This window comes from Natronomonas moolapensis 8.8.11 (assembly GCF_000591055.1).
In the GTDB taxonomy this organism is placed as follows: domain Archaea; phylum Halobacteriota; class Halobacteria; order Halobacteriales; family Haloarculaceae; genus Natronomonas; species Natronomonas moolapensis.
In genome coordinates this window covers 462,733-486,701 of sequence record NC_020388.1, presented here as the reverse complement: position 1 = coordinate 486,701, position 23,969 = coordinate 462,733, and the positions used below count along the sequence as shown (strand labels likewise).

26 protein-coding genes are annotated in these 23,969 nt (G+C 67.9%); 20 read left to right on the top strand and 6 right to left on the bottom strand.

The genetic code is table 11. The features are described 5' to 3' along the window. Positions 1–368: 368 nt before the first annotated feature. Complete coding sequence (locus tag NMLP_RS02475; RefSeq protein ID WP_015408547.1) at positions 369–1,385, bottom strand: type II glyceraldehyde-3-phosphate dehydrogenase; 1,017 nt, start codon at positions 1,383–1,385, stop codon at positions 369–371. 88 nt (positions 1,386–1,473) lie between these two features. Between NMLP_RS02475 and NMLP_RS02470 the strand changes: the two genes are divergently transcribed. From NMLP_RS02470 to NMLP_RS02450, 5 genes are all read left to right on the top strand, one after another. Further along, positions 1,474–2,529 (top strand): aminopeptidase, encoded by a 1,056-nt coding sequence (locus NMLP_RS02470; RefSeq protein ID WP_015408546.1) that lies wholly within the window; start codon positions 1,474–1,476, stop codon positions 2,527–2,529. 104 nt (positions 2,530–2,633) lie between these two features. Next, positions 2,634–3,284: an HVO_0476 family zinc finger protein gene (locus NMLP_RS02465; protein WP_015408545.1), complete on the top strand. Its 651-nt coding sequence runs from the start codon at positions 2,634–2,636 to the stop codon at positions 3,282–3,284. Between the two features lie 3 nt (positions 3,285–3,287). Then, positions 3,288–4,010 (top strand): protein-L-isoaspartate(D-aspartate) O-methyltransferase, encoded by a 723-nt coding sequence (locus NMLP_RS02460; protein ID WP_015408544.1) that lies wholly within the window; start codon positions 3,288–3,290, stop codon positions 4,008–4,010. Between the two features lie 104 nt (positions 4,011–4,114). Next, positions 4,115–4,849 (top strand): protein-L-isoaspartate O-methyltransferase family protein, encoded by a 735-nt coding sequence (locus NMLP_RS02455; RefSeq protein WP_015408543.1) that lies wholly within the window; start codon positions 4,115–4,117, stop codon positions 4,847–4,849. A gap of 46 nt (positions 4,850–4,895) precedes the next feature. Beyond that, positions 4,896–5,528 carry a peptide-methionine (S)-S-oxide reductase MsrA gene (locus NMLP_RS02450; RefSeq protein ID WP_015408542.1) on the top strand — a complete coding sequence of 211 codons (633 nt, stop codon included), beginning with the start codon at positions 4,896–4,898 and terminating at the stop codon, positions 5,526–5,528. Between the two features lie 6 nt (positions 5,529–5,534). Here NMLP_RS02450 and NMLP_RS02445 read toward each other — a convergent pair whose 3' ends face one another. From NMLP_RS02445 to NMLP_RS02430, 4 genes are all read right to left on the bottom strand, one after another. Further along, positions 5,535–6,074, bottom strand: a complete 540-nt coding sequence (locus NMLP_RS02445) for a GNAT family N-acetyltransferase (protein ID WP_015408541.1) — start codon at positions 6,072–6,074, stop codon at positions 5,535–5,537. A 219-nt stretch (positions 6,075–6,293) separates the two neighbouring features. Further along, positions 6,294–8,495: an LUD domain-containing protein gene (locus tag NMLP_RS02440; RefSeq protein WP_015408540.1), complete on the bottom strand. Its 2,202-nt coding sequence runs from the start codon at positions 8,493–8,495 to the stop codon at positions 6,294–6,296. Then, positions 8,492–9,007, bottom strand: a complete 516-nt coding sequence (locus NMLP_RS02435) for an LUD domain-containing protein (protein WP_015408539.1) — start codon at positions 9,005–9,007, stop codon at positions 8,492–8,494. Before NMLP_RS02435 ends, NMLP_RS02440 begins: the two co-directional genes overlap by 4 nt. A gap of 199 nt (positions 9,008–9,206) precedes the next feature. Continuing rightward, positions 9,207–9,968: a sensor domain-containing protein gene (locus NMLP_RS02430; protein WP_015408538.1), complete on the bottom strand. Its 762-nt coding sequence runs from the start codon at positions 9,966–9,968 to the stop codon at positions 9,207–9,209. A gap of 274 nt (positions 9,969–10,242) precedes the next feature. Here NMLP_RS02430 and NMLP_RS02425 point away from each other — a divergent pair, with 274 nt between their 5' ends. The 8 genes from NMLP_RS02425 to NMLP_RS02390 all read left to right on the top strand — a co-directional run bounded on the left by NMLP_RS02425 (position 10,243) and on the right by NMLP_RS02390 (position 14,845). Continuing rightward, complete coding sequence (locus NMLP_RS02425) at positions 10,243–10,599, top strand: ArsR/SmtB family transcription factor (RefSeq protein WP_015408537.1); 357 nt, start codon at positions 10,243–10,245, stop codon at positions 10,597–10,599. Beyond that, positions 10,596–10,970 (top strand): DUF7521 family protein, encoded by a 375-nt coding sequence (locus NMLP_RS02420; protein ID WP_015408536.1) that lies wholly within the window; start codon positions 10,596–10,598, stop codon positions 10,968–10,970. The genes NMLP_RS02425 and NMLP_RS02420 overlap by 4 nt, the downstream gene beginning before the upstream one ends. A gap of 2 nt (positions 10,971–10,972) precedes the next feature. Continuing rightward, positions 10,973–11,251 carry a DUF7521 family protein gene (locus NMLP_RS02415; protein ID WP_015408535.1) on the top strand — a complete coding sequence of 93 codons (279 nt, stop codon included), beginning with the start codon at positions 10,973–10,975 and terminating at the stop codon, positions 11,249–11,251. Positions 11,252–11,355: 104 nt separating this feature from the next. After that, positions 11,356–12,051: a sensor domain-containing protein gene (locus NMLP_RS02410; protein WP_015408534.1), complete on the top strand. Its 696-nt coding sequence runs from the start codon at positions 11,356–11,358 to the stop codon at positions 12,049–12,051. Positions 12,052–12,056: 5 nt separating this feature from the next. Beyond that, positions 12,057–12,392 carry an ArsR/SmtB family transcription factor gene (locus NMLP_RS02405; RefSeq protein ID WP_015408533.1) on the top strand — a complete coding sequence of 112 codons (336 nt, stop codon included), beginning with the start codon at positions 12,057–12,059 and terminating at the stop codon, positions 12,390–12,392. Between the two features lie 440 nt (positions 12,393–12,832). Then, a complete protein-coding gene (locus NMLP_RS02400; RefSeq protein ID WP_015408532.1) occupies positions 12,833–13,939 on the top strand; it encodes an agmatinase family protein in 1,107 nt (368 codons plus the stop codon). A 50-nt stretch (positions 13,940–13,989) separates the two neighbouring features. Then, positions 13,990–14,586, top strand: a complete 597-nt coding sequence (locus tag NMLP_RS02395; protein ID WP_015408531.1) for a class I SAM-dependent methyltransferase — start codon at positions 13,990–13,992, stop codon at positions 14,584–14,586. Continuing rightward, positions 14,579–14,845, top strand: coding sequence for a hypothetical protein (locus NMLP_RS02390; RefSeq protein WP_015408530.1), 267 nt, complete (start codon positions 14,579–14,581; stop codon positions 14,843–14,845). The genes NMLP_RS02395 and NMLP_RS02390 overlap by 8 nt, the downstream gene beginning before the upstream one ends. Positions 14,846–14,861: 16 nt before the next feature. Here the strand turns inward: NMLP_RS02390 and NMLP_RS02385 are convergent, their stop codons facing one another. After that, positions 14,862–15,746 carry a halocarboxylic acid dehydrogenase DehI family protein gene (locus NMLP_RS02385; RefSeq protein ID WP_015408529.1) on the bottom strand — a complete coding sequence of 295 codons (885 nt, stop codon included), beginning with the start codon at positions 15,744–15,746 and terminating at the stop codon, positions 14,862–14,864. Positions 15,747–15,894: 148 nt separating this feature from the next. Here NMLP_RS02385 and NMLP_RS02380 point away from each other — a divergent pair, with 148 nt between their 5' ends. The 7 genes from NMLP_RS02380 to NMLP_RS15555 all read left to right on the top strand — a co-directional run bounded on the left by NMLP_RS02380 (position 15,895) and on the right by NMLP_RS15555 (position 23,942). Beyond that, on the top strand, positions 15,895–17,808 hold the full coding sequence (locus tag NMLP_RS02380) for an ABC transporter substrate-binding protein (RefSeq protein WP_015408528.1): 1,914 nt from the start codon (positions 15,895–15,897) through the stop codon (positions 17,806–17,808). Between the two features lie 31 nt (positions 17,809–17,839). Further along, positions 17,840–18,814, top strand: a complete 975-nt coding sequence (locus NMLP_RS02375) for an ABC transporter permease (protein ID WP_015408527.1) — start codon at positions 17,840–17,842, stop codon at positions 18,812–18,814. Positions 18,815–18,816: 2 nt separating this feature from the next. Then, positions 18,817–20,073, top strand: a complete 1,257-nt coding sequence (locus NMLP_RS02370) for an ABC transporter permease (protein ID WP_049926035.1) — start codon at positions 18,817–18,819, stop codon at positions 20,071–20,073. A gap of 76 nt (positions 20,074–20,149) precedes the next feature. Further along, positions 20,150–21,211 (top strand): ABC transporter ATP-binding protein, encoded by a 1,062-nt coding sequence (locus NMLP_RS02365; RefSeq protein ID WP_015408525.1) that lies wholly within the window; start codon positions 20,150–20,152, stop codon positions 21,209–21,211. After that, positions 21,204–22,586, top strand: a complete 1,383-nt coding sequence (locus tag NMLP_RS02360; RefSeq protein ID WP_015408524.1) for an ABC transporter ATP-binding protein — start codon at positions 21,204–21,206, stop codon at positions 22,584–22,586. Before NMLP_RS02365 ends, NMLP_RS02360 begins: the two co-directional genes overlap by 8 nt. A gap of 121 nt (positions 22,587–22,707) precedes the next feature. After that, entirely contained in the window at positions 22,708–23,661 is a 954-nt protein-coding gene (locus NMLP_RS02355; RefSeq protein ID WP_015408523.1) for a glutathione S-transferase family protein, read from the top strand. Positions 23,662–23,786: 125 nt separating this feature from the next. Continuing rightward, the gene (locus NMLP_RS15555; RefSeq protein ID WP_015408522.1) at positions 23,787–23,942 is read left to right on the top strand and encodes a hypothetical protein; all 156 of its coding nucleotides are present in this window, start codon (positions 23,787–23,789) and stop codon (positions 23,940–23,942) included. The last annotated feature ends 27 nt before the right edge of the window (positions 23,943–23,969 follow it).

The following is a 23,969-nucleotide window of genomic DNA, read 5'->3' as shown; positions in this document are numbered from 1 at the left end:
TATGCCCCCTGTGGCCGAAACACGACCGTTCGGACGGCATCTCGGACACACCGCCGGCGAAAGCACCCCGACCGGGGCCGCCGGACGGCGGCGACCGATCGGGGGCGGTCGCCATCGTGCGCTGTTATCGGCCCTCTCGGGGGCGATAGCCGAGGCCAAACGCCGAACGAACGGGCCGAAATCCGGGTGATCAGACAACTGCTCGCCGAGACCCACGACCGGGGGTCGATCGACTCCGGAGCCGCGCCCGGTGACGTCCTCCCCGGCGAGGGCTCGGAGAGTGACATCGGCGACGAAGCCGACCGGCGACGAAGCCGACCGGCGACGAAGCCGACCGGCGCTGAGCCGACCTCGCCGGCGAAACGGCCTCAGAAGCCGACGCCCATCGTCTCGTTCGTCCGTTCGATGGACTCCTCGGCGTCCGCCGTCCCGAGCACCGCCCGGATCGCGTCGACGTTCTCGGGGACGACGTCGGACTCTTGATGGATCGCCTGGAATAAATACAGGTCCGGCCCCTCCATCGAGACCGACTCCGCCCAGATGCAGTTCTCCCAGATATCGGCCCGCGGGCGGTCGCGATCCATCGCGAACTCCTTGAGCGCGCCGGCGCCGTCGATACCGGAGCCCTCCGGGACGAGGAACGTCCGCGTCTGTTCGTCGAGCAACTGCCGGACCGCCTCGGCGTCGGGCGTCGATTCGAGCGTCACGTTGACCGAGTGGGTGTGCATCAGCGTCGCCGGCACCTTCAGCCCGAGCGTGTCGATGTCGAGATCGGGGAAGATCGTGTTCACGTCGGGGCCGTGGTGGGAGGGCAACCCGATCGGGTTCGGTAGGATGTCGTTGATCGGGCCACGCCCCGACTGTGCGGGGTCGCCGCCGCGTCTGACCAGCGTGATGCGGGCCTTCTCGACACCGTAGGTCTCCTGAAGCGGTGCCAAGAGCCGCGAGAGCCCGGTGGTGTTACAGGAGACGACCCGGACGTGGTCGGCTCCGGTGGCGGCCTCGAAGTTCCCGCGGGCGTTGAACGAGGCGTCGACGAGATCGGCGTCCTCGCCGCCCTGGTACAGCGCGGGGGTGTCGTGGGCCTCGTAGAGCGATCTGTTCTCCGCGCCGATTCCGGAGGGACAGGCGTCGACGACGACGGCGGCGGCCGAGACCATCTCCTCTACGGTGCCGGCCAAGTCGATTCCGGCCGCTTCGAACAGGTGGACCCGATCCTCGACGGCCGCGTACAGCGGATAGCCGTTCTCGACAGCCAGCTCGGCCTCGTGGTTCGGGCGGGTCTTGGCGACGCCGATCAACTCCATGTCGGGCTGGAGCGAAACGGCGTCCGCGACCCGCTTGCCGATGGTTCCGTAGCCGTTGACCGCGACCTGGATGCTCATACGTGTCGGTGGAGACCCCACGCGAATAACCGTTTCTCTCCCGACCGCAGGGGGAACGTCTTTGCGGCCGCCGTCCGAACCGGAGAGTATGACAGATACCCCCGATGACGGCGACACGGACACCGGAACCGATGGCGACGGCCACGCCCCCGCCGGCGATTCGCGGGGGGACCCCCTCGACATCGGGGATCCAAACGCCGTCTCGCGGGCGGCCCGGACGGCGATCGAAGACTGTCTCGCGGTCGAGGCCGGCGAGACGTGCGTCGTCGTCACCGACGACAGACGCGAGCCAATCGGGGAGGCGATCTACGACGCCGCCCTCGGGGCGACAGAGGACGCCACGATCGTCACCTACCCCCCCGGCCCGCAACACGGCGCCGAACCCCCGGAACCGGTCGCGGCGGCGCTTCGGGCGGCCGACTGTTTCCTCGCGCCGACGAGCAAGAGCATCACGCACACCCGCGCTCGCTCGGCGGCGACGGACGAGGAGGCCCGGGGCGCGACGCTGCCCGGCATCACCGAGGAGGTGTTCACCGTCGGTCTCGACGCCGACTACGCGGCGATCGCCGAGGCCTGCGAGTCGATGCTCGAGACCGTCTCGGGGGCCGACGAGGTACGCGTCACCTCCCCGCAGGGTACCGACATAACCTTCGAACTCGGCGACCGGCCCTGGAACGACGACACCGGGATCGTCCACGACCCCGGGGCCTTCTCGAACCTGCCCGCGGGCGAGGTGTTCGTCAGCCCCGTCTCCGCCGAGGGGACCTACGTCGTCGACGGTACCATCCGCCCGCACGGCCGGCTCGAGCCGGGACACACCGTCACGATCGACGTCGCGGACGGCCGACTCACGGCCATCTCCGACGACGCCCTCCGCTCGGAGGTCGAGGCCGCAGCCGAGACAGCCGGCGACGCAGCGTACAACCTGGCCGAACTCGGCATCGGCACGAACCTCGGCGTGGCCGACCTCGTCGGGAGCGTCCTCCTGGACGAGAAGGCGGCCGGGACGGTCCACATCGCCTTCGGTGACGACGCGGGCATCGGCGGCGACGTCGAGGCCCCGATTCACATGGACGGCATTCTCACTGAACCGACGGTGTACGTCGACGGCGAGGAAATCGAGTTGCCGACGCCGGAGCGGTAGTCGACCCTGCCAGTCGGGACCCCCGGCCCCGCAACTCGCGAGCGTCCGACCGCCACGCGGGTCGGAGCCACGCGCTTATACGTCCGGACGGTCAACTCCGCGTAATGAACCAACAGCGCGTCGCGGTCCGGTGTCCGTCGTGTTCGCCGGGCGCCGAGACCGCCCACGAGGTACTGAACCGCGGCGGCGGCGTCACCGTCCGGTGCGGCGAGTGCGGCCACGTCCACAAGACGACCATAGAGGAGGAGACGACCGTCGAGCGCCGAGTCGTCGTCTCGCAGGACGGGGAGGCGACGGAGGCGACCGTCGAGATCCCGCCGGCGGAACGGCTGGTCGTCGGCGACGAGTTCCTCGTCGAGACCGACGAGGCGATCCTGACCGCCCGCGTTACCTCCCTCGAGGGGCCGAACGGCGCGAGGTCCGACGGTGCCAGCGCTGACGACGTCCAGACGATCTGGGCCCGCGCCGTCGGCAACGTCACGGTCAACCTGACGCTGCACCCGATGGAGGACTCGGGCGACGAGAGCCGCAGCGTCCGGATCCAGGTCCCCGGCGACGAGTCCTTCGCCGTCGGGGCGACCCACGAATACGGCGGCGAGGAGTTCAGCGTCGAGCGCATCCTCGTCCGCGAGGACGCGACCGACTACGAGCGCCTGGACTTCGACTTCGAGGGTGATTCGGTTCTCGCAAAGGACATCAAACGGCTCTACGCCCGCGACGAGGACTCGCAGGCGCGGGCGTGGTCGGGCTGGTAGGCGATGACCGAAGGGGACTCGGACGGTGGGCAGGGAAACGACGATCGGAGCGACGGGAACGGGGCGGACGTTCGGAACGGCCGGGCCGACGGAGGGCGATTCCGGGCGGCCCGCGACCGCCTCGTCGACTCGCTCGCCGACCGGGGCCGGATCGAGCATCCGGCGACGATCGAAGCCCTCCGGTCGGTCCCGCGCCACGAGTTCGTCCCCGAGGAGCGCCGCGATGCGGCCTACGCCGACCGCCCGCTGCCGATCGGATCGGGTCAGACCATCTCCGCGCCGCACATGGTCGGGATCATGTGCGATCGGCTCGCGCCCGGCCCCGGCGACCGGATTCTCGAGATCGGCACCGGCTGTGGGTACCACGCCGCCGTGACAGCCGAGCTCGTCGGGAGCGAGAACGTGTACACCGTCGAGTACGTCCCGGAACTCGCGGCCGAGGCCCGCCGTCGTCTCGAGCGGCTCGGCTACGGCGACGTGCACGTCCGGGCCGGCGACGGCTGGCGGGGCTGGCCGGACCACGCCCCGTACGACGGCGCGTATCTCACCTGCGCCGCGCCGGAACTCCCGGAGGCGGTCGCCGCACAAGTCCGCGTCGGCGGCCGGATCGTCGCCCCGATCGGGGGGACGACCCAGACGCTCGTCGAGGCCACCCGCACTGACGAGGGTCTCGAGCGCGAGACCCACGGCAGCGTCCGGTTCGTCCCGATGGAGGGCGGCGCGTAGCGGGTCCGTGCCCGCGGCGACGCGCCCGACCTGTGCGGTGTCCGACCGGCCGCCGGGTCGCCCCGTGGCGCTCGATTCAATAGGCTCGGGCACGGAACGCGGACATGGAACCCGCGGTGCTCAGAGAGGACATGGTCGACAGCCTCGAACACGACGCCAAGGCCGTCGTCCGCTCGGAGCGAGTCAGCGTCGCGATGCGGACGGTGCCCCGGGAGCCGTTCGTCGCCGAGGACGCCGCGGCGTACGCCGACCGATCCTTCGAGCGCCTCGGTACGCGCGTGCTGTCTCCGAGCGCGGCCGGGCGGCTGTTCGAGGCGCTCGACATCCGCCCCGATGACACCGTCCTCGTCGTCGGCGTCGGGGTCGGCTACACCGCCGCGGTGCTCGCCGAACTCACCGACGAGGCCAGCGTCCACGGGATCGACATCGCCCGACGGCTCGTCTACGACGCCCGTTCGAACCTCTCGGCTGCGGGCTACTCCGGCGTGCTCGTCGACTGCCGCGACGGGGCCCGCGGCCTCGCCGAGTACGCCCCCTACGACCGCATCCTGCTCGAGGCTGCCGCCATCGAGCCGCCGGAGGCGCTCCGCGAGCAGTTGGTCCCCGGCGGCCGCCTCGTGATGCCGCTCGGCGGCGCGACGCAGACGCTCGTCGCCATCGAGGACAACGAACGCACCGGATACGGTACCGTCGCCTTCCACCCGATGCTCGTCGACGGCGAGCAGGCCGACACGATCGAGCGCAACCGAACCCGTCGCGAGGACCGCGAGCACGCCCGTCGGGACGCCGAGCGCCGAAAGGGGTGGGAACAGGACTGGATCGACTGGGATCGGGCCTGACGCAGTCGGGGAACGGCATATTACCACGCGGCGCCAACCGAGAGGTATGCCTTCGACACCGCGGACGATCGTCGAGTACGACCGCGCGGCCCCGACCCGCGAGGCGACCGAGACGGCGACGTTCGGCCTCGGGTGTTTCTGGGGTCCCGACGCGCGCTTCGGCGCGATGGACGGGGTCGTTCGCACCCGGGTCGGCTACGCCGGCGGAACGGAATCGAACCCCACCTACCACGCCCTCGGCGACCACACGGAAGTCGTCCAGGTCGACTACGACCCCACACGGTTCGACTACCGGTCGCTTCTCGCGGCCGCGTTTGCGGCCCACGATCCCTATCGGCAGCCGACGAAGCGTCAGTACCACCACATCGTCTTCCCCGGAACCGACCGACAGCGCGCGACGCTGGAGGCGTACCTCGACCGGGAGGGGTACGACAGCGAGGACGTCACTACGCGCATCGAGGCGCTCTCGGCGTTTCATCCGGCGGAAAGCTACCACCAAAAGTACACGCTCAGAACCGATCGCACCCTGTTGGAGTCCTTCGAGGCGGCGGAGTACGACGACGAGGCGATCCGGGAGTCGCCGGCGGCTGCAAAATTGAACGCGGACCGCGCCGGCCGCGAGGTGGCCCCGGTTCCCGAGTTGGGCATCGGGACGGCACCCCGACACGGTCGCGAGTGAGAACGCTCACAGATACCGGGACATCCGATGGGTCACTCCCATGGGGTTCACGACGGAGAACCCGGCGCGGCCGTAGAACCGATGAAGTTCCCGGTCGGCCTTCTCGACCGAGAGCCAGACGTACTCGACGCCCTTCCGGTCGGCGTGACCCAGGCCGGCCCCGAGGAGCGCGGTTCCGATCCCCGCGCGCTGGTAGTCGTCGTCGACGAAGATGGCGAGTTCGTGGCGGTCGGTCCCGTCGGGGACGAGGCTCACGTGCCCGACGATCCGGCCGTCGTGGCACGCGACGACGTCGGGACCCTCGAGGACCGCCGAGAGCCACTCGCGGATCGCGTCCGGTCCCCGCGGCGGGACGCCCTGGGCGTGGCTCGCCGGCTCCAGTCCGGCGTACATCTCCGCCAGCGCATCGACGTCCGACGGCCGAAAGGGGCGGAGGTGTATCTCCCGGTCGCGCTCGTCCGTGATACGCAGCGGCGGGACGCGCGGGGCGATCCGGTCCGGACGGAGCCGGTCGTAGACCGTTCGAACGAGCTCATTCACCGACATACTGTACACGAACGTCTCGCAGGATAAATACTTTTTGTGCGTAAGTGGTGTTTCTCGATGCTATGGAAAGCATACAATCACTATAATACGATAAAAAAGAACGCACACGGTGGAAATATGGTTTTTAGTGGTCGGTCGCGCACCCGACGGGAGCCAAGGAGTGTGGCCTTCGGCGCCGACTCTCCGCTGAGAGTCGTCGAGACGAGAGACGGGTAGCCGCTACGCCGGCGCGAGGAGTTCGATCACGTGCCGGGGTCGCTCCTCGAGGAGGTCGTCTATCTGGTCGAGACAGGACGTCCCGCTGGCGACGACGACGTCGGGGTCGGCCTCGCGGATCTGCCCGGCGAGGTTCTCGCCGACGTCGACCGACTGCTCGTAGAACTGGCTCTTGTAGCCGAACGAGCCGGCCATCCCGCAGCACTCGACGTCGTTCGTCTCGACGTCGTACCCGCAGCGCTCCAGCATCGTGCGGCTGTACTCCTCTAAGCCCATCGTCCGCTGTTGGCAGTGGCTGTGGTAGGCGACCGTCGTGTCGCCGTCGGCGTGCCGGAGTTCCTCGGTGTCCGCGCCGTTCGCCACGAGGCCGTAGACGTACTCGAGAATCTCGTAGCTGTGCTCCGCGAAGGGCTCGAACTCGCCGTCGGGGAGGAGCCGTTCGTACTCCCCGGTGAACATCGCGACGTCGCTCGGTTCGATGACGACGACGTCGTAGCCGGCCTCGAGGTACGGGCCGAGCTTCTCGGCGACTGCGACGGCCTTGCTCCGGGCAGTGTCGATCATTCCCTGCGAAAGCGGCGCGCGGCCGGACCCGGGCGTCTGGGGGACGAGCACCTCGACGCCGAGCGCCTCCAGCGCCCGGACGGCGGCCTTGCCGCGCCCGACGTCCATGTAGTTCGTGTAGAGGTCGGGATAGAGGACGACCTTCCGGTCGGGGTCGGCCGGCGGGACGGCATCGCGGCTCTCGAACCACTCGACGAAAGTGGTCCGGCTGAAGGCGGGCAGCGGCCGCCGCCGGTCGACGCCCGCGATCCCCTCGAGCGCGCGGGCGGCCGGCGGCGAGTTCGCCACCCAGTTCGACAGCGGCGCGAACGAACTGCCGAGTTTCGCCAGCGTCTCGAAGTTCCCGAACAGCCGTTTTTGTAGCCCGGGGCCGCTCTCCTCGGCGTCGGGGGTGAGCCCATCGACGAGGAACTCCGCGTCGACGTCCTTTTTTCCGTTGACCCGGTCCCGGACGACGGTGTTGATCCAGGGGATGTCGATCCCGACGGGGCAGGCCTCGACGCACCGCGAACAGCCCGTACACTGGTCGTTGAACTCCGCGGCCGTGTCGAGGCCGTGGATGCCGGCTTCCCACCCAGTCGCGATGCCGCCGGAATACGTCTCCCCGCCGAAGACGTGCCCTCCAACAGACTGGAAGTTCGCACAGGTGTTCGAACAGGCCGAACACCGGATGCAGTACAGCGTCTCCCGGAGGTCCTCGTCCTCCCGCATGGCCATCCGGCCGTTGTCGATCAACACGAGGTGGAACTCGCGGTCGTCGCCGGTTCCCTCGACGACCGCGTCGGTGTCCTGGAAGTCGACGGTCGGAGAGTTGATCGGCGGCGTAAACAGCGAAATATAGCTGGTGATGTCCTGGCCGGTCCCCGAGCGACCGATCAACTCGATGAAGGGGTGGAGGTCCTCGACCTGCGGAACGATCTTCTCGACGCCCGCGACCGCGATCTGTGTGTCCGGCACCGTCACCGACTTGCGAGCGTTGCCCTCGCTGGTGACGAGCGCCATCGTCCCGGAGTCGGCAGCGATGAAGTTCGCGCCGGTCATCCCGACGTCAGCTTCCCGGACGAGTTCGCCCAGTCGCTCGCGGGCGAACATCGTCAACTCCTCGGCGGACTCCAGTTCCTCCTCGGGGTCGAAGCGCTCCTGAAACAGCTTGGCGATCTCCTCGCGGGACTTGTGGATCGCCGGCGCGACGATGTGGCTCGGGGCCTCCTCGGCCAGTTGGAGCACCCACTCGCCGAGGTCGGTCTCGACGACGTCGACGCCCTCGCTTTCGAGGTGCTCGTTGACCTCGATCTCCTCGCTCGTCATCGACTTGCTCTTGGCGAGCCGGTCGGCGTCCTCACCCTCGCAGACCTCGGCGATGTAGCGGTTCGCGTCCGCCGCGTCCTGGGCGACGTACACCGTCCCGCCGTTCGCCTCGACGGCTTCAGTGACCTCGTCGATCAGCTCCGGGAGCCGCTCGATGGCGTCCTCCTTGATCTCCCGTGCGCGATCCTTCAGTTCCTCGTAGTCCTCGAGTTTGGCGACCGACTCGTAGCGGCCCGTATTGAACCCGCGGGTGTTCGTCGCGACCGCGTCGCCCTCGGTCTCCATGATGTGTCTGATGTGTTCGGCCCGCGACTGTCGCGATTTCCCGCTCATGCGACAACGATCACCTCCACGTCCTTCGGGCCGTGGGCCCCCTGGACGAGCGCCCCCATGTCGGCCGTCGCCGAGGGGCCGGTCGCGATGATCGCCGAGTCGCGGGTCGCCCGGAGCTCCTCGCCGAGCCACTCGAAGGCCGTCGCCATGTCGGGGACGATGTCCGACTCCCGGAGGACGACGACGTGCAGGTCGTTGAACAGGCTGATCGGCTCGCTGCCCTCGGCCGTCGCCCGGAGCACGACGCTTCCGTACTCCGCGATCGCCAGCGACGCGGTCGTCACGCCCGTCTCGGCCGCTTCGAGTTCGGCGGTGGTCGGCCCCGTGGTCACGGCCTCGGGAAGCGTCGCCCCCTCGATGTCGATCGGCGTTCCGACGGCCGGCCCCGAGACGAGGTCCGCTATCGTCTCGCGCACCGTCGACGGCTGGACCCGTTGTACGCCGACATCGTAGGCCCCGACCGTCCGCTCGAATCGATCGAAGGGCGCTGGTTCGGTATGTTGTGTTGCCATGTCGATCCAGATGGCGGTCCGTTAGGAGTACGGCTACTTTGTGTTTTCGCACGGGAAACGGAATCCACCTCCGATCGCGGCGGGAACAGCAGTCGTGCGTCCGGGGGCGATCCGGACCCGTCCGGACGAACGTGGATCGGGAAGTGGTATGTGTCTCGGATCGGTGGGGCCGTCGGCTCCGGTCGTCGTTCGGACTCGGTCACGGCGTCGCGTCCGACGACCGCTCCGCAGCACCCAAGAGGAACCGGGTGAACCGGCCGAGGAGCCACGCGACCCCGTTGCAAACGGCGAGGGAGACGGCGAGCGAAACGAGGCCGACCGCGGACATCGCAAGCGCCGCCGGCAGCGTCGTCACTGTCCAACTCGTGATCGTCACCGCGAACTCCGCGCCGATCAGCAGTTCACCCCATGGAATCCGCAGTGACGGCGTGAGCGTGACCGGATCGGGGAGTCGCAGGCCGACAGAGACGCCCGGATCATCGTAGTACAGCGGCGCCGAGAGCAGTGATAACGACACCGAAAGGAGGGTCGTCACTAGAACGAACGAGGCAACGCCGATCACGAACTTGCTCGCTAAATACCCCGCTGCTGCCCACGTTTCGCGCCCGAGCACGAGGGCGCGAAGGCGGGCGAGGGGGCCATCAGTCTCGAGGAACGGATACCCCGGCGACCGAATATCGAGACCCAGAAGATACCGGGCGGTGAGGCGCTCGAACCACGCGCCGAGGTGACAGCATCCGAGGACGAACACGAGTATCGGCGCGCCCACGACCAAGACGACGAGCGCGCCGCCGACGGAGAGGCCGACGGTCAGGAACACGAAATAGGCGATCCCGAGCGGGAACGCCAACAGCAGGTACGCGAGGTTGCCGTACGTCCTCGGGCGCAACGGGCTCAGAAACACCGATGTCGCCGAGGGCCGGGGAAGCTCCGACCGGGAGGGGAGGGTGAGGGACCGCATATTCGAACGGTCCGGACGTCGGAGAAAAAAGTCCTCTCCCTCGGCGTCCGCACTGAGGGCGGTTGGGCCCGCTCTGTCCCCGGCCGATACGGTTCGCCGCAGCTTCGAAACGAACCGTAGTTACCCGAACGGTTATTTCGCTCCCGCGAGGACCCTATATCGGATCGATGTCGGTGTCCCCACGCCGTTCCGAAGCGTCTCCGATCCGGCCGTCGAGTCCCACACCGGCGGCCGGCTGCCGCACCGACGCCGTTCGTGTCCGGGACCGCGGTCGATGATACAGCGAGTGGCCGCCGACGATGCGGCCGTGCTGTCGCTTTTGAACGACGAGTACGCGCGGACGATCATCGTCGAGACGTATCGGGAGCCGCGGTCGGCATCGGCGCTGAGCACTGCGTGCGATGCCGACCCCTCGACGGTGTATCGGCGTATCGGCCGACTGGAGGACAGCGGGTTGCTCGACGCCCAGCAGCGTCTCGACCCGGAGGGACATCACTACAAGGAGTACACGGCCCGGCTGGAACACGTCGGCGTGAACGTGACGGCTGACGGACTCGACGTCGACGTCGAGTACGTCGAGCGCGAAGCCGCGGATACGTTCACCAGACTGTACGAGGAGTTCTCCGGATGACGCCAGTCGACCGCCCCGCTGTCGTGGGGCGAGCGCCCGGAACCGCTGCGGCGGGACCGTTCGTATCGTCGGGAATCGAGGTCACCGGCGGGCCGGCGACCGTCGTGTTGCTCGGCATCGTCACCTTCCTGCTCGCCAGCCTCCTCGCCGTCCTCGTCACCTACCGGTTCGTCGAGGGGTACCGCCGGACGGACTCCCGTCCGGTCCTGCTGTTGGCGATCGGGATGTTCTTTCTCGCGCCGGCGCCGATGTTCGTCCGGCTCGTGGCCGCCAACGTCGACGCGGTTCCAGGTGAGGTGCAGACGCTCGCCGCGTCTCTGTCGGAGCTGGCGGGACTGCTCGTCCTCCTCTACGTCGTATACACGAGATAACTATGTCCGCCTCGCTTGCCACTCTCACGGCCGTCGTGTCCGCGCTCACCGCAATAGTGGGATCGTTCGTCGCCTACTTGGCGTATCGCGGCTACCGTCGGAACGACAGCCGACGGATGCGGGCGCTCTCGTTCGGGATCGTCTGTATCGCCGTCGTTCCGTACGTCGTCGACCGCGTCGTCGACCCTGTGACGGGCGCGTCGGACGCCGTCCTCATCGTATTTGTCACGCTTTCGCATGCCATCGGACTGGCAGCGATCTACACGACGTTCGATCGATAGCCGGTCGCATAACTATATAAATATCTTTCGCCCATTTGGCGACTCGCCAACCCGACCTCCCGGTATATGTCGTTGCCCCGTCTCGGTCCAGTTGTGGTGAACTCATGACAGACAACCAAACCGCAACGCGGAACGGATCGGACGGCCGCCCTCTCCGTCGATTCGCCGGCGCGCCGTTCCGAACAGAAACGTACGCAAAGCTACTATATCTGCTGTTGGCGTTCCCGCTCGGGGTCACCTATTTCGTGTTCCTGGCCGTCGGGCTCTCGGTTGGCGTCGGAACGAGCCTGCTGCTCGTGGGCGTGCCGGTTGTCGTTCTCACGGTCGTCGGCGTCGCGTTCCTTGGAGCCGTCGAAGCGCGGCTCACGTCGGGACTCCTCGGCATCGAGGCGCCGCTCCCGGAACCCCTCCGGGCGGACAACCCCGACGGACTCCGGCGAGTAGAAAACGGGCTCGTCGAGACGCTCCTCGGCCTGTTCACCGCCCCGACCACGTGGACTGCCCTCGCGCTGTTGGCGCTCAAGTCCATCTACGGCGTGTTCGTACTCGTTATTTCGGTCACGGCGGCCGCGGCGACGGCGTCGCTTCTCGGCGCGCCGCTGGCGTACGACGCCCCCGACGTGACGTACACGGTCGGCACGCACGTGGTGGATACGCTCCCCGAAGCGCTCGGCCTCGCCGTCGTCGGAGTGATCGTCGGCCTCGGTTCGCTGTATCTACTGAGTGGACTCGCCACCGCCGGCGGACTCATGACGGCGGCGTTGCTGGAGTTCGACGGGACACGGAACGGGACGGAGTGATCCCGATGGCGAGTGCGTTTCCCCATTGCCCGTCGGTCAGTCACACGCTCGAAGAGCGGATGACAGTGGACCTCGGTGATGGTTCGGCCGGGCGTGTGTTCGAGGCGCTGGCTTCCGAGACCGCGAGATCGATCCTCGAACGGATACTGGCCGATCCTGCGACTGCCTCCGAGATCGCCGCGTCCGTCGACACGTCGATTCAGAACGCCGGGTATCACCTCTCGCAACTCGAGGACGCCGGTGTCATCACCGAAGCCGACGTGTGGTACTCGGCCCGAGGTCGGGAGATGTCGGTGTACGCGCCGCGCGTCCGGGAGGTCGTGGTTCGCGTCCGGACGTGACAGACAGTTGAGTGGCCGCGGTCGGCCCTCCGGTGTCGGAAGGCGGCCGTAGCGGCGGAGTTCCGACCAGAGCGTACCGCGAGGAGACTCGCTCCGGACCAATCCGACGGCGAGGTAACAAACACCGGCGGCATCGGATCGCTCGGCCGTCGCGTGATCGCTCCGTCGGCTCGGCCGCGCCGAACCGCACGGCCAGCCGTTCGACGGCCAGCGCGCAGATGTGGTGGACGCGCGCGGCGAACGCACATTCGCCGACGCCCGTGTCCTGCATGTCAAAGGTGTTTTAATCATTTTAGGCCGCAGTAACTGTTCGTGTGTGCACCTAATCACCCAAAGCGTTGCTATATCTTCCAAGAAACGCTTTAGTGTGCTCCTAGAGTTCAAACGATTAGGCGAGCCGGGGGCGATCCGCCGCCCCGGCCTCGCACCCACTGACACCCATGACAGACGAACGATCCGGCGAGGATATATACGGCGACGAGTACAAAGAGTCGAACGAGCCCATATTCAGCGGCATCCCGACGTTCCTGAAACTCCCCGAAGTCGAGCGGGACCGGCTGGACGCCGAGGACGTCGACATCGGGATCGTCGGCGCGCCGCTGGATACGGCGACGACGATCCGCCCCGGGACCCGCTATGGCCCGCGTGCGGTGCGGGCGGCCTCGACGGTGCCCTCCCCGCCCTACGAGCACTTCAACATCGAGACCGGCGTCGACCCCTTCGACACGTTCAGCGTCGCCGACACCGGTGACGCGGCGGTCTCGCCGGGCGACACCCGGCAGAGCCAGCTCAACATCGAGAACGCGGTCGCCGAGATCTCCGAGCAGGCGACGCCCATCGTCATCGGGGGCGACCACTCGATCTCCTACCCCGATATCAAGGGCTGGGCCGAGGCCAACGGCTACGAGGACATCGGGCTGATCCACTTCGACTGTCACGCCGATACGGGCGACGAGGGGCTCACCGGCTTCGAGTACGACCACGGCGCGTGGGTCAAGCGGGTCTACGACGACGGCCTGATGGCCGGCGAGAACTACACGCTGATCGGCCCCCGCGGCTTCTGGCCCGGCCCCGACACCTACGAGGCGATGCGCGAGGCGGGCATGAAGTGGTACACGTCGATGGAGGTTGCCAATATGGACCTCGACGACATCGTCGCCGACGCGGTCCAGCGGGCCACTGACGGCACCGACGCCGTCTGGGTCTCCTTCGACGTCGACGTGATGGAGCCCGCCTACGCACCCGGGACCGGCGAGCCCGAGCCGGGCGGTCTCGTCCCCCGCGAGGCGATCTACATGATCCGAGAGGTCGTCAAGGCGCTCGATCCCGACGACTTCGGCTTCGACGTGGTCGAGGTGTCGCCGGCCTACGACACCAGCGACACGAACTCCTACAACGGCGGCGTCACCAGCGGGCTCGCAAACCGCCTCATCATCGAAGTCATGGGGAGCATGGCGCTCGCCGAGCAGGGCCTCGAAGAGGGCTCGCCGATCAAGCCCAAAGAGCCGCTCGGCCCGACGACGCAGGCCCAGCCGACCGACGACTGAGAGCGCCGCGACGCCGCAGGGTCCAAGCCCGTCCGGCCCGTATCCGCGGTATGGATCGGACCGAACTGCGGCGAGCCTGGGACGCCGTCTCCGAGACGTACGCCGAGCGGCGCGACCCCGACGGCTCCGACGCGGCGCTGATCGACGAGCTGCTCGCGGCGCTACCCGCCGAGCCAGACGTACTCGACGTCGGCTGTGGAGACGGCGCTCGCACGCTCGCGAACCTGCCGCCCGGAAGCGTCGGGGTGGACATCTCCCGCCGCGGGCTCGACCTCGCGGCCGAGACGACACCGGTGGCCCGGCTCGTCCACGGCGAAATGTCCGAACTCCCGTTCGCCGACGGCGTCTTCGACGCCATCACGGCGTATCACGCGGTGTTTCACGTCCCACGGGGGCGTCACCCCGAGGTGTACGCCGAGTTCGCACGCGTCCTCCGCCCCGGGGGGCGGCTATTGATGACGCTCCCTGGCGGACGCTTCGAGACGATACGGCGTGGCTGGATGGGCGGGCGGATGTTCTTTTCGGCCCCCGGACGCGAGCGCACGACCACACAGCTCCACTCGGCCGGCTTCGACGAACTCCGGACGGAGACGGCGGGCGATCCGCTCGGGAGCGACACCGAGTTCGTTTTCGCCCGCCATGTCTGACGGGGAGATGCCCCCGGACGTGCGCTCGAGTCTCGGCCAACTCCTCTCGAATGCCCGGCAGTCGGCCCGGGACGGTGACGCCGAAACCGCCCGCTCGCTGCTCGAAACCGCCGGGACCGTCGCCGAGAACAAACTCCCCGAAGGCGACCGGCGCGAGCGCCTCCGACACGGTTGTGCGGCCGCCGTCGGAGCGCTCCCGGACGGCGAACTCGCCGCCGGCTACGTCGAGGCGATGGAACGCCGCCTGCCCGAGAGGTGACCGTACCCCCGGGCGGTCACTGAAACGATCGCGCACCCGCGGTCCGGAGCGTGCTCGCGAAGACGTGGATCGCCGGTACGACCGTTTCTATCGGCCCGCGGTTGAACTCCCGGAACAGCGCCCGGAGCTCCACCACGGCTTCGTCATCGATCCCCCGCTCGTGGAGGGCGTCGGGGCCGAGCTGTGGCACGTACGGGAGTGATTCGACGTACCGCTCGACGGCCGCGCGGGCGTCGGCGCGTCCCTCGGCGAACGCGTCGCTTTCGAGTGCGGGCTCGACGTCGTCCCACGCTTCGAGAAGGTACGCCGGCCACTGTGCAAGACACCGATAGACGCTCGGTAGCCCCGATTCGAGGCCGTGGAACGACCGGATCGACTCGACGGTCGAGCCGAGGTCGGGCGGCGGGTCCTCGACGGTCGCCAGCGTCGGGGGACCCCCGCGGTCGCGGTCCAGCTCCGGCGGCAGCGGCTCGGTCGCGGCGCGGGACCGCTCCGGCGTCGTCCCGACCGGCTCCCCGGACAGCGAGCGCTCGACCACCTCGAAGAGCACCGCGAGCCGCGGGGCGACGACGTCGAACGTCGAGAGCTGCGCCCGGAGCTCGGCGTACTCCGCGGGCGATACGCCGACGTCCGCCCGGCGATACGCCGGCAGGTCGCGCTCGCGCTCGAGGGGCGAGAGGACCGAATCGCGGTACGCGACGGAGACGCGACCGAACTGCCGGGTCTCGAACGCCGGCTTTAGTTGTCCCCACATACACCGGACGAATTCGGGGTGGTTCGCCATCGTCGTCCGGAAGATCCAGTTGACGATCGGCGCCCGGAACGTGTGTCGGACGTCGTCGTAGAGGCCGCGCTTCCACCCGGTCGCCGCCTGCTCGTAGAGCTGCTCGCTCGTGTCCATCGAGAGACGGACGCGACGCCGGAACAAAAAGGTACGCGAGGAGGCGGGCGCAGTCCCCGGTTCCGGTACCGAAGGCGGCCGGTGGGTTGTCGGGGATACTGCATCGTACCGCAACCGTTTAATCGCGAGACGTGGTACGTGTTTTCAAATGTCTCGATGGATCGAGTACGACCACGAGGCGGGACCACGCCTGAACCGGCGCCGGTGGCTCTCGATGCTCGGCGTCGGCGTCGCCTGCGGCGTCGCCGGCTGCTCGGGCAACGGCGGCGATACGCCGGCGAACGGGTCCGACAGCGCCGGCGGCGGCGTCCGCGGCCTCGACGAGGTCGAGGGGCAACCGACCGTTTCGGGCAGCTACGACGCCGTCACCGCGTCGTCGTTTAGCACTCTCAACCCGCTGTACAACACCGAATCCAGCGCCGGGAGCGCCATCGGCCGGGCACTCGATTTGGGCTATACATTCGATGCCGACGGCGAGTACTTTCCGCTCTTGTACGACATGTCGACCGACGACGGCGGGTCGGTGTGGGTGTTCGACGTCCGCGAGGGCCTGGCGTTCGGCGACCCCTACGGGACGGTCGACGCGGAGTCGTTCGTCTACCAGATCGAGACCCTCCACCAGAGCGACTGGGCGAGCACGGCCAGCTCCGGCGAGTGGGGTGAGATCAACGTCGAGGCCACCGGCGAGTTGCAGTTTCAGGCCGAGTTGCCGGAGCCGCAACTGTTGTGGCCCGAGTCGTTCGATCCCCTCGAGTACCCGATCCCGCGGGCGTTGATCGAACCCTACGTCGACGGCGAAGACGTCGAGGGACTCCGACAGGACGACGAACTGCTCGAGTTGTCCTTCGCCGGCAACCTCGGCGCATTCGTCTTAGAGGAGTGGAACCGTGGGTCCGGGACGGAGTACACCCGAAACGACGACTACTATCTGCAGGATATCGAGGAAGGGCCCGATATCTTCTCGAACGCGCCGTACTTCGAGGGCGCGTCAATCAGCGTGATCGAAGAGCAGGCCTCGCGGCTCGGCGCCCTCGAGACCGGCGAGGCCGACACCGCCGGCGTCCCGCCGGAGCGCTTCGAGGAGTTCGACCGCAAGGAGGCGGTCAGCATGCGGCGTATCCCACAGCCGTTCAACCGGATCCTCTCGGTCAATATGCGGGACAACGGCTGGAGCGCCGGTCCCGGGAACCTCTTTCGACACGTCGAGTTCCGGCAGGCGATCGCGACCGCGATCGGCAAGGACGACCTCATCGAAGGCATCTACCGCGGGCTGGCCGAGCCCCACTACACCTGGCAGCCCGAGTGGTCACAGTGGTACCCCAGCAGCGAGGAGATTCCCTTCTTCGGGACCGGCGAGCGCTACGGGTCGGAGCCGGCTCGCGAGCTTGCCTCGGGCGCCCTCGACCGTTCGGCGCACGACTACCGCTTCGACGGCGACCGTCTCGTCACCCCCGACGACGAGCAAGTCACTCTCGACGTCTACCACAGCGTCGGCCAGGAGACCTCACAGCTCATCGCGGAGTACGTCGCGGGCGAACTCGACGCGAACCTCGGCATCGACGTCGTCGTGGAGGCGATCGATCCGACCCGTTTCGACGGAAGCTACTGGACCACAGCCCCCGAGGGCGGCACCGACACCGTCGGCGGCGAGTCGGTGACCTGGGAGCGGCCGACCCCACAGAACCCCGGCCCGCGCTCTGTGACGTCCGAAGAGGCGTGGGATATGTCGCTCGTCTACGGGCTGAACACCTACCCGCGGAACCCCCTCACCAACCGGGCGTTCTTCGACGGCGCGAACGCCTCGTACAATCCGGTCGGCTACTACCCGGCGTTCGACGCTCGGGGGCTGTTCGATCGGGCGGCGTCGGCGACGAGCGAGTCCGAACTCGCGGACGCGATGGCCGAGGTGTTCGTCAACCTCGCGGAGGAACAGCCCTACGTTATGCTCACCTTCGGCGAGGACCTACTCGGGTACAACCCCGACCTCCGGGGACCGATAGAGGACTTCTCGAACGGCTGGGACTTCCCGGGGTGGCACTTCGCCGAGGGGACCGGGGAGTGATCCGACGAACGATGCCGCCACGATACCGACTATGGGCGTAGCGCGATACGTCGCGTTGCGGGTACTTTGGGCCGTTGCGGTCTCTTTTATCATCGTCACGATCACCTTCTTGCTCATGGCCGCCGCCCCGAACCCGGCGATCCAGGAGGCGGCGACGCAGGCGGCCTTGGAGGGCGGCGACCCACAGCAGGCCGCAGAGCGCGAGCGGGCGCTTCGGGGGCTCGACGAGCCGTTGCACGTCCGCTACGTGGACTTTCTCAGGAGCGTCTACACTCTCGAGTGGGGGTGGTCCGACCAGCGGAGCCAACCGGTCACCGAGGCTCTCGGCGAGGCGATCTTTTATACTGCCCAGTACTCAATTCCCTGGACGATCCTGACGGTGTTGATCGGCCCGCTCGTCGGGGTGTACTCCGCCGCGAACATGTACTCGTGGCGCGACCACACCGCGACCGCATTCGCCTTCTTCGGCTACGCCATCCCGAACTTCTTTTTCGGGATCGTGTTGCTCCTGTTGTTCGGGGTCTGGCTCGAGTGGATCCCGATCGTCTATCGGCCCGGCGTGGCGACGTTCAGCCTTGCGAACGCCCGCCAACTCGCTGTGCCGGTGTTCGTGCTCGTGACGGGGTCGATCGGGGCGGTCATGCGCGTCTCCAGAAACGAGTCCGCGGAGTTCCGGACGGCGGCGTTCATGAAGACCGCAAAGGCCAAAGGCGTCTCGCCGTTTCGAGCCTACGCCTACCACGTGATGCGCCCGACGCTCGTCCCGCTGTCGACGACGCTCGTCAGTCAACTGCTCGCGATCTTTCTGGGATCGTCGCTGCTCGTCGAGGTCGTCTTCGGCATCCCCGGGCTCGGCCGGCTCACGTTCGACGCCTTGGTCGCACAGGACACCAACCTGGTGTTGGGCACGACGCTCGCGTTCACGTTCGTCGCGGTGATCGGGAACCTCCTCGAGGACCTCGCGTTCACGCTTCTCGACCCGCGGATCAGCTACGACGACAGATGACAATGCCGAGCGAACAGGACACCGCACGGCGGGAGGGCGGCCGGGATCAGGACCGCTTCGACCGGATCGACTGGGACGAACACGCCGACAGCGCCGGCGTCGGGCTCTCGACCAGCACCGTCGGCTTGCTCGTAACTACGCTCCCCATCGCGGCGCTTGCGGCCTACGACCGCCGCTTCGTCGGGGCGCGAGAGACCACCGCCGGGGCGCTCGGCGAGGACCTCGGCGTCGGGTCGTTGTTCGAGGCCCTCGGGATGGAGTACGATCCCGGATCCCTGGAGTACCTGTTCGGATTTACCGTCCTGTGTTTCGTCTGGTACCTGCTCGTCCCGCTGTACCGGAACCCCCGGATGACGCGGTACTACTGGGGGGAGTTCAAGCGCAACCGTCCCGCGGTCGTGAGTTTGGGGTGGCTGCTCGTCGTGTTCGCGGGCGGCCTACTCGGCCCTCTGTTGTTGAGCGCGCCCGAACAGGACGTCCTCCTCGGCCACCAGCCGCCGGTGTATCTGAGCATCGATGCGACGAACGTCGCCCGGTGTCTCGGCGAGACCGTCGGCGGCCGGTGTCACGGTACCTGGGAGTACCCCCTCGGAACCACCCAGGGCGGCGAGGGCGTCTTCCGGAACGTCGTCTACGGCATGACTGTCAGCGTACAGATCGCGTTCATCACCACGGCCATCGTCGCCGCCATCGGCATCACCGTCGGGACCGTCTCGGCCTATGCGGGCGGGTGGGTCGACGAGATACTGATGCGGTTCGTCGACATCGTGCTCTCGTTTCCGACGCTTTTGTTTTTCCTTTTGATCCTCTACATCTACGGGGCGGGGTTGGGGATGTTCATCCTCGTCTTCTCGCTGTTCGCGTGGGGTGGAACGGCACGCTACGTCCGCAGCAAGGCGCTGTCGGTCGCCGAGGAGCCCTACGTCGATGCGGCCCGGCTCAGCGGCGCGAGCACGTTCCGAGTCGTCCGACGACACGTCGTCCCCAACACCGCAAGCAGCATCGTCACGCAGTTGACGCTGCTCGTGCCCGGATTCTTGCTCGCCGAGGCGCAACTGGCCTTCCTCGGATTGGGCGACTCATCGATCCACTCGTGGGGGCAGTTGATCTCGGCCGGCCGAAGCGACCTCGCGTTCGCCCCCTGGATCGTGCTGGCCCCCGGGATCGCACTGTTTTTGACCATTCTGGCGTTCAACTTCCTCGGAGACGCGCTGCTCGACGCGTTGGATCCCGAGGCGGAGACCGAGACCCAACGATGACCCGTATCCACGTCCGCGCCCGTATCGATGCCCGCACTCGAACTACCGCCCGCGTCCACCGACCGGAGGCGGAACGATGACCGACCCGCCCCTCCTCGAGGTGAATAACCTCACCACCTCCTTCGAGACCGACGCCGGTCGCCTCGTCGCCGTCGACGGGCTGGACGTCACCGTCGAGCGCGGTGAGACGGTCTGTCTCGTCGGCGAGTCCGGGTCCGGAAAGACCGTCGCGACCGAATCGATCACCCGGCTGATCGACGAGCCGCCGGGATCGATCGAGGGGACGGTCCGATTCCGGGGGCGCGACCTCGGCGGGCTCTCGGAGTCGGAACTGCGGTCGATCCGCGGGTCGGAGATTGCCCACGTCTTCCAGAACCCACAGGACGCGATGAACCACTGCTACACCGTCGGCTGGCAGATCGCGGAAGCGATTCGGGTCCACGAGGACGTCTCCCGGTCGACCGCGAGGGCGCGGGCGGTCGACCTCCTCGACCGGGTCGGGATCGCCAACGCCGCTGCCCGGATCGACGACTACCCCCACGAGTTCTCCGGCGGGCAGAAACAGCGGGCGATGATCGCGATGGCGCTCGCGGTCGAACCGGCGCTTTTGATCGCCGACGAGCCCACGACGGCGCTGGACGTGACCGTCCAGGCACGCATCCTGCGGCTCCTCGACGACCTCAAATCCGAGTACGGCATGGGGGTACTGTTCATCACCCACGACCTCGGCGTCGTCAGCGAGATCGCGGATCGGATCGTCGTGTTGTACGCCGGGAAGGCGATGGAACGTGGGGATCCCGTCGATATCTTCGAGCGTCCGGCCCACCCCTACACCCGGCGGCTGCTCGGGTGTCTGCCCGGCGTCGGCTCCGAGTACGGCGGCATCCCGGGGTCGCTGCCCGATCCGACTGATCCGCCCGACGGCTGTCGGTTCGCGCCGCGGTGTGACCACGCGGTCGAGGCGTGTTCGCGTGGCGAGCAGCCGGCCGAGATCGAGGTCGACCCCGGCCACTGGGTGTCGTGTATCCACTATCACGAGGGCTACGACGAGTCGGTGCTGTCGGACGAGGGGGCGACCGGGACGGCACTCGGGGGCGTGACCGGTGGCGAGTCGGAGCGAGGAGGTTCCGATGACTGAATCGGAGCCGCTGCTTTCGGTCCAAGGGTTAAAAAAGCACTACCCCGGCGGCGGCCTCCGATCGGACCCGAGTGGCGCGGTCCGGGCCGTCGACGGGATCAGCTTCGATATCGCCCGTGGGGAGACGCTCGGCCTCGTCGGCGAGTCCGGGTGTGGGAAATCGACCGCCGCGAAATCGATCGTCCGCCTCGAGGAGCCGACCGACGGAGAGGTGCTGTTCCACGGTGGCAGCCGGGGGGGCCGGAGCCGAAACGACGACGGGACCCACCCCAACGACGTGACCCGCTTCCACAGAACGGAGATGAAGACGTTCCGCCGCGAGGTGGGGATGATCTTCCAGGACCCCGCCTCGAGTTTCGACCCCCGGATGTCCGTCGGCGACTCGATCGCGGAACCCCTGTCGGTACACGGCCTCGACGACGGGCGGCGGCGCCGAGCGGTCGTCGAGGACCTCCTCGGACGGGTGGGCCTGGCGGCGGCCGACTACGGGCGCTACCCCCACGAGTTCTCCGGCGGGCAAAAACAGCGCCTCGCGTTGGCGCGGGCACTCGTGTTGAATCCGGAGTTGATCGTGGCGGACGAACCGGTGTCGGCGCTCGATATGTCGGTCCAGGCCGATATCCTCGGCCTGCTCGATCGGGTCCAAACCGAGTTCGGGCTCTCGCTGCTTTTTATCAGCCACGATATGTCCGTCGTCAAGGAGATCTGTGACCGGGTCGCGGTGATGTATCTCGGCGAAATCGTCGAGGTCGGCCCGACCGAGTCGGTGTTCGAGACCCCCAAACACCCTTACACCGAGGCGCTCGTCTCCGCGATCCCGACACCCGATCCCCGGACGACGAACCGCGGGATCGAACTGACCGGCAGCGTTCCCGATCCAGTTGATCCGCCCGACGGCTGTCGGTTTCACACCCGATGTCACGCGGTCGTCCAGCCGCCCGACCTCGACGTGAGCCGGGCGAGTTGGCGGCGGCTGCTCGAGTTCCGTCTCGCGATCGAGGCGGGCGAGATCGACGTCGAGGCGATCGAGGAGCGCGCTCGGACGGGGGTCGAGGGGGCCGAGCAGGTCGAGGGGGCCGACGGACTCGACGGGGCCGACGAAGGCGGGTCGACCGCCGCAGAGCGCCTTCGGGCGGCGTTCGACCTCCCGGGGACGGTGGCCGATCCGGCCGTCGAGGAGGACCTCGCGGCGGCGATCGGGGCCGTCCTCGACGGCGAAGACGCGCGTGCGGTCGAGCGCCTCCGCTCGACCGTTCGGACGCCCTGCGAGCAGCGACATCCCGAATCGGTCGACCACGGCGGCGGCCACGAATCGGCTTGCATCCGGCACGATCCGGAGGTGCGGGCGGCCCGGGAATGGCCGGCGGAGCGGTGAGCGCCACGGTTCGCCGTCCCTCGCGATAGCCCTGCCGCGTCCTCACGACGCGCGTGCGTGGGTCGCGGCAAGCGGCCGTATCCGCCCCGAAGGCTATCCGTCTCGAAGGAGTAACCGGCGTATGCACCAGTTCATCGACGGCGAGTGGGTGACCGAGTACGAGGCCACCAACGAGGAGGGGGCCTTCGAGCGGCAGGTGACGACGTTCCGGGACCGGGCCGCTCCCGAGACGGGTCGGTATCACCTCTACGTGAGTTACGCCTGTCCGTGGGCCCACCGGACGCTAATCACCCGGAAGCTGCTCGGCCTGGAGGACGTCGTCTCGGTCGACGTCGTCGACCCGTTCCGCGCCGAGGACGGCTGGCAGTTCACCCCCGAGCGGGAGGGCTGTACGACGGACACGGTCAACGGGTTCGACTACCTGCGAGAGGCGTACGTCGAGGCCGACCCGAACTACACCGGGCGGGTGACGGTGCCGGTGCTTTGGGACACCGAGGAGGAGACGATCGTCAACAACGAGTCCCGAGAGATCATGCGGAACCTCACGACGGGCTTCGCCGAGTTGGGCAACGGGATCGATCTCGCGCCAGAGCCGCTGCGCGGGGACATCGACGACGCGCTCGATCGGATCTACGAGCCGATCAACAACGGCGTCTACCGGACCGGCTTCGCGGACACCCAGTCGGCCTACGACGAGGCCGTGACGGAGCTCTTCGAGGAGCTCGAATACTGGGACTCGGTCCTCGCCGACCAGCGGTACCTCGTCGGCGACCGGCTCACCGAGGCCGACATCGCGATGTACACCACGCTGGTCAGATTCGACGAGGTGTATCACACGCATTTTATGTGCAACCACAAGCTCATCCGGGAGTACGACACCCTCTGGCCGTATCTCCGGGACCTCTATACGACCCCCGGATTCGGCGAGACGACGGAGATGGACCACATCAAGGAACACTACTACACGACCCACCCCGACGTGAGCCCCAAACGGATCGTGCCGGCGGGACCCGACCCGGAGTTCGAGGCCCCCCACGACCGCGAGGAACTCCCCGGCGAGCCACCCGCCCGGTAGCCCCGCTCGCGCCGGGAGCGTCGCGGCCCGGGATGGCGCGCAACCGGGCGCTGGCGATCGCGTGAAATCAGCCCTCGTTACGGCCGATAATGTTATATTGTACCACGACATACGTTGTCATGGATATGCCCGACACGAAGCGAGGTCGCGAACGGAAAGGACGGACGAAGCGGGAACAGCGCCGCCGATACGAGATCGAGCAGGCGCTCGAAGCGCGCGACCGCGACCTCGACTTCGAGGAGCTCTACGAGGGGGCCGAACTGGAGTTAGAACACCAGTAGGGATGTACCCGTCGTCCCGGCCGGGAC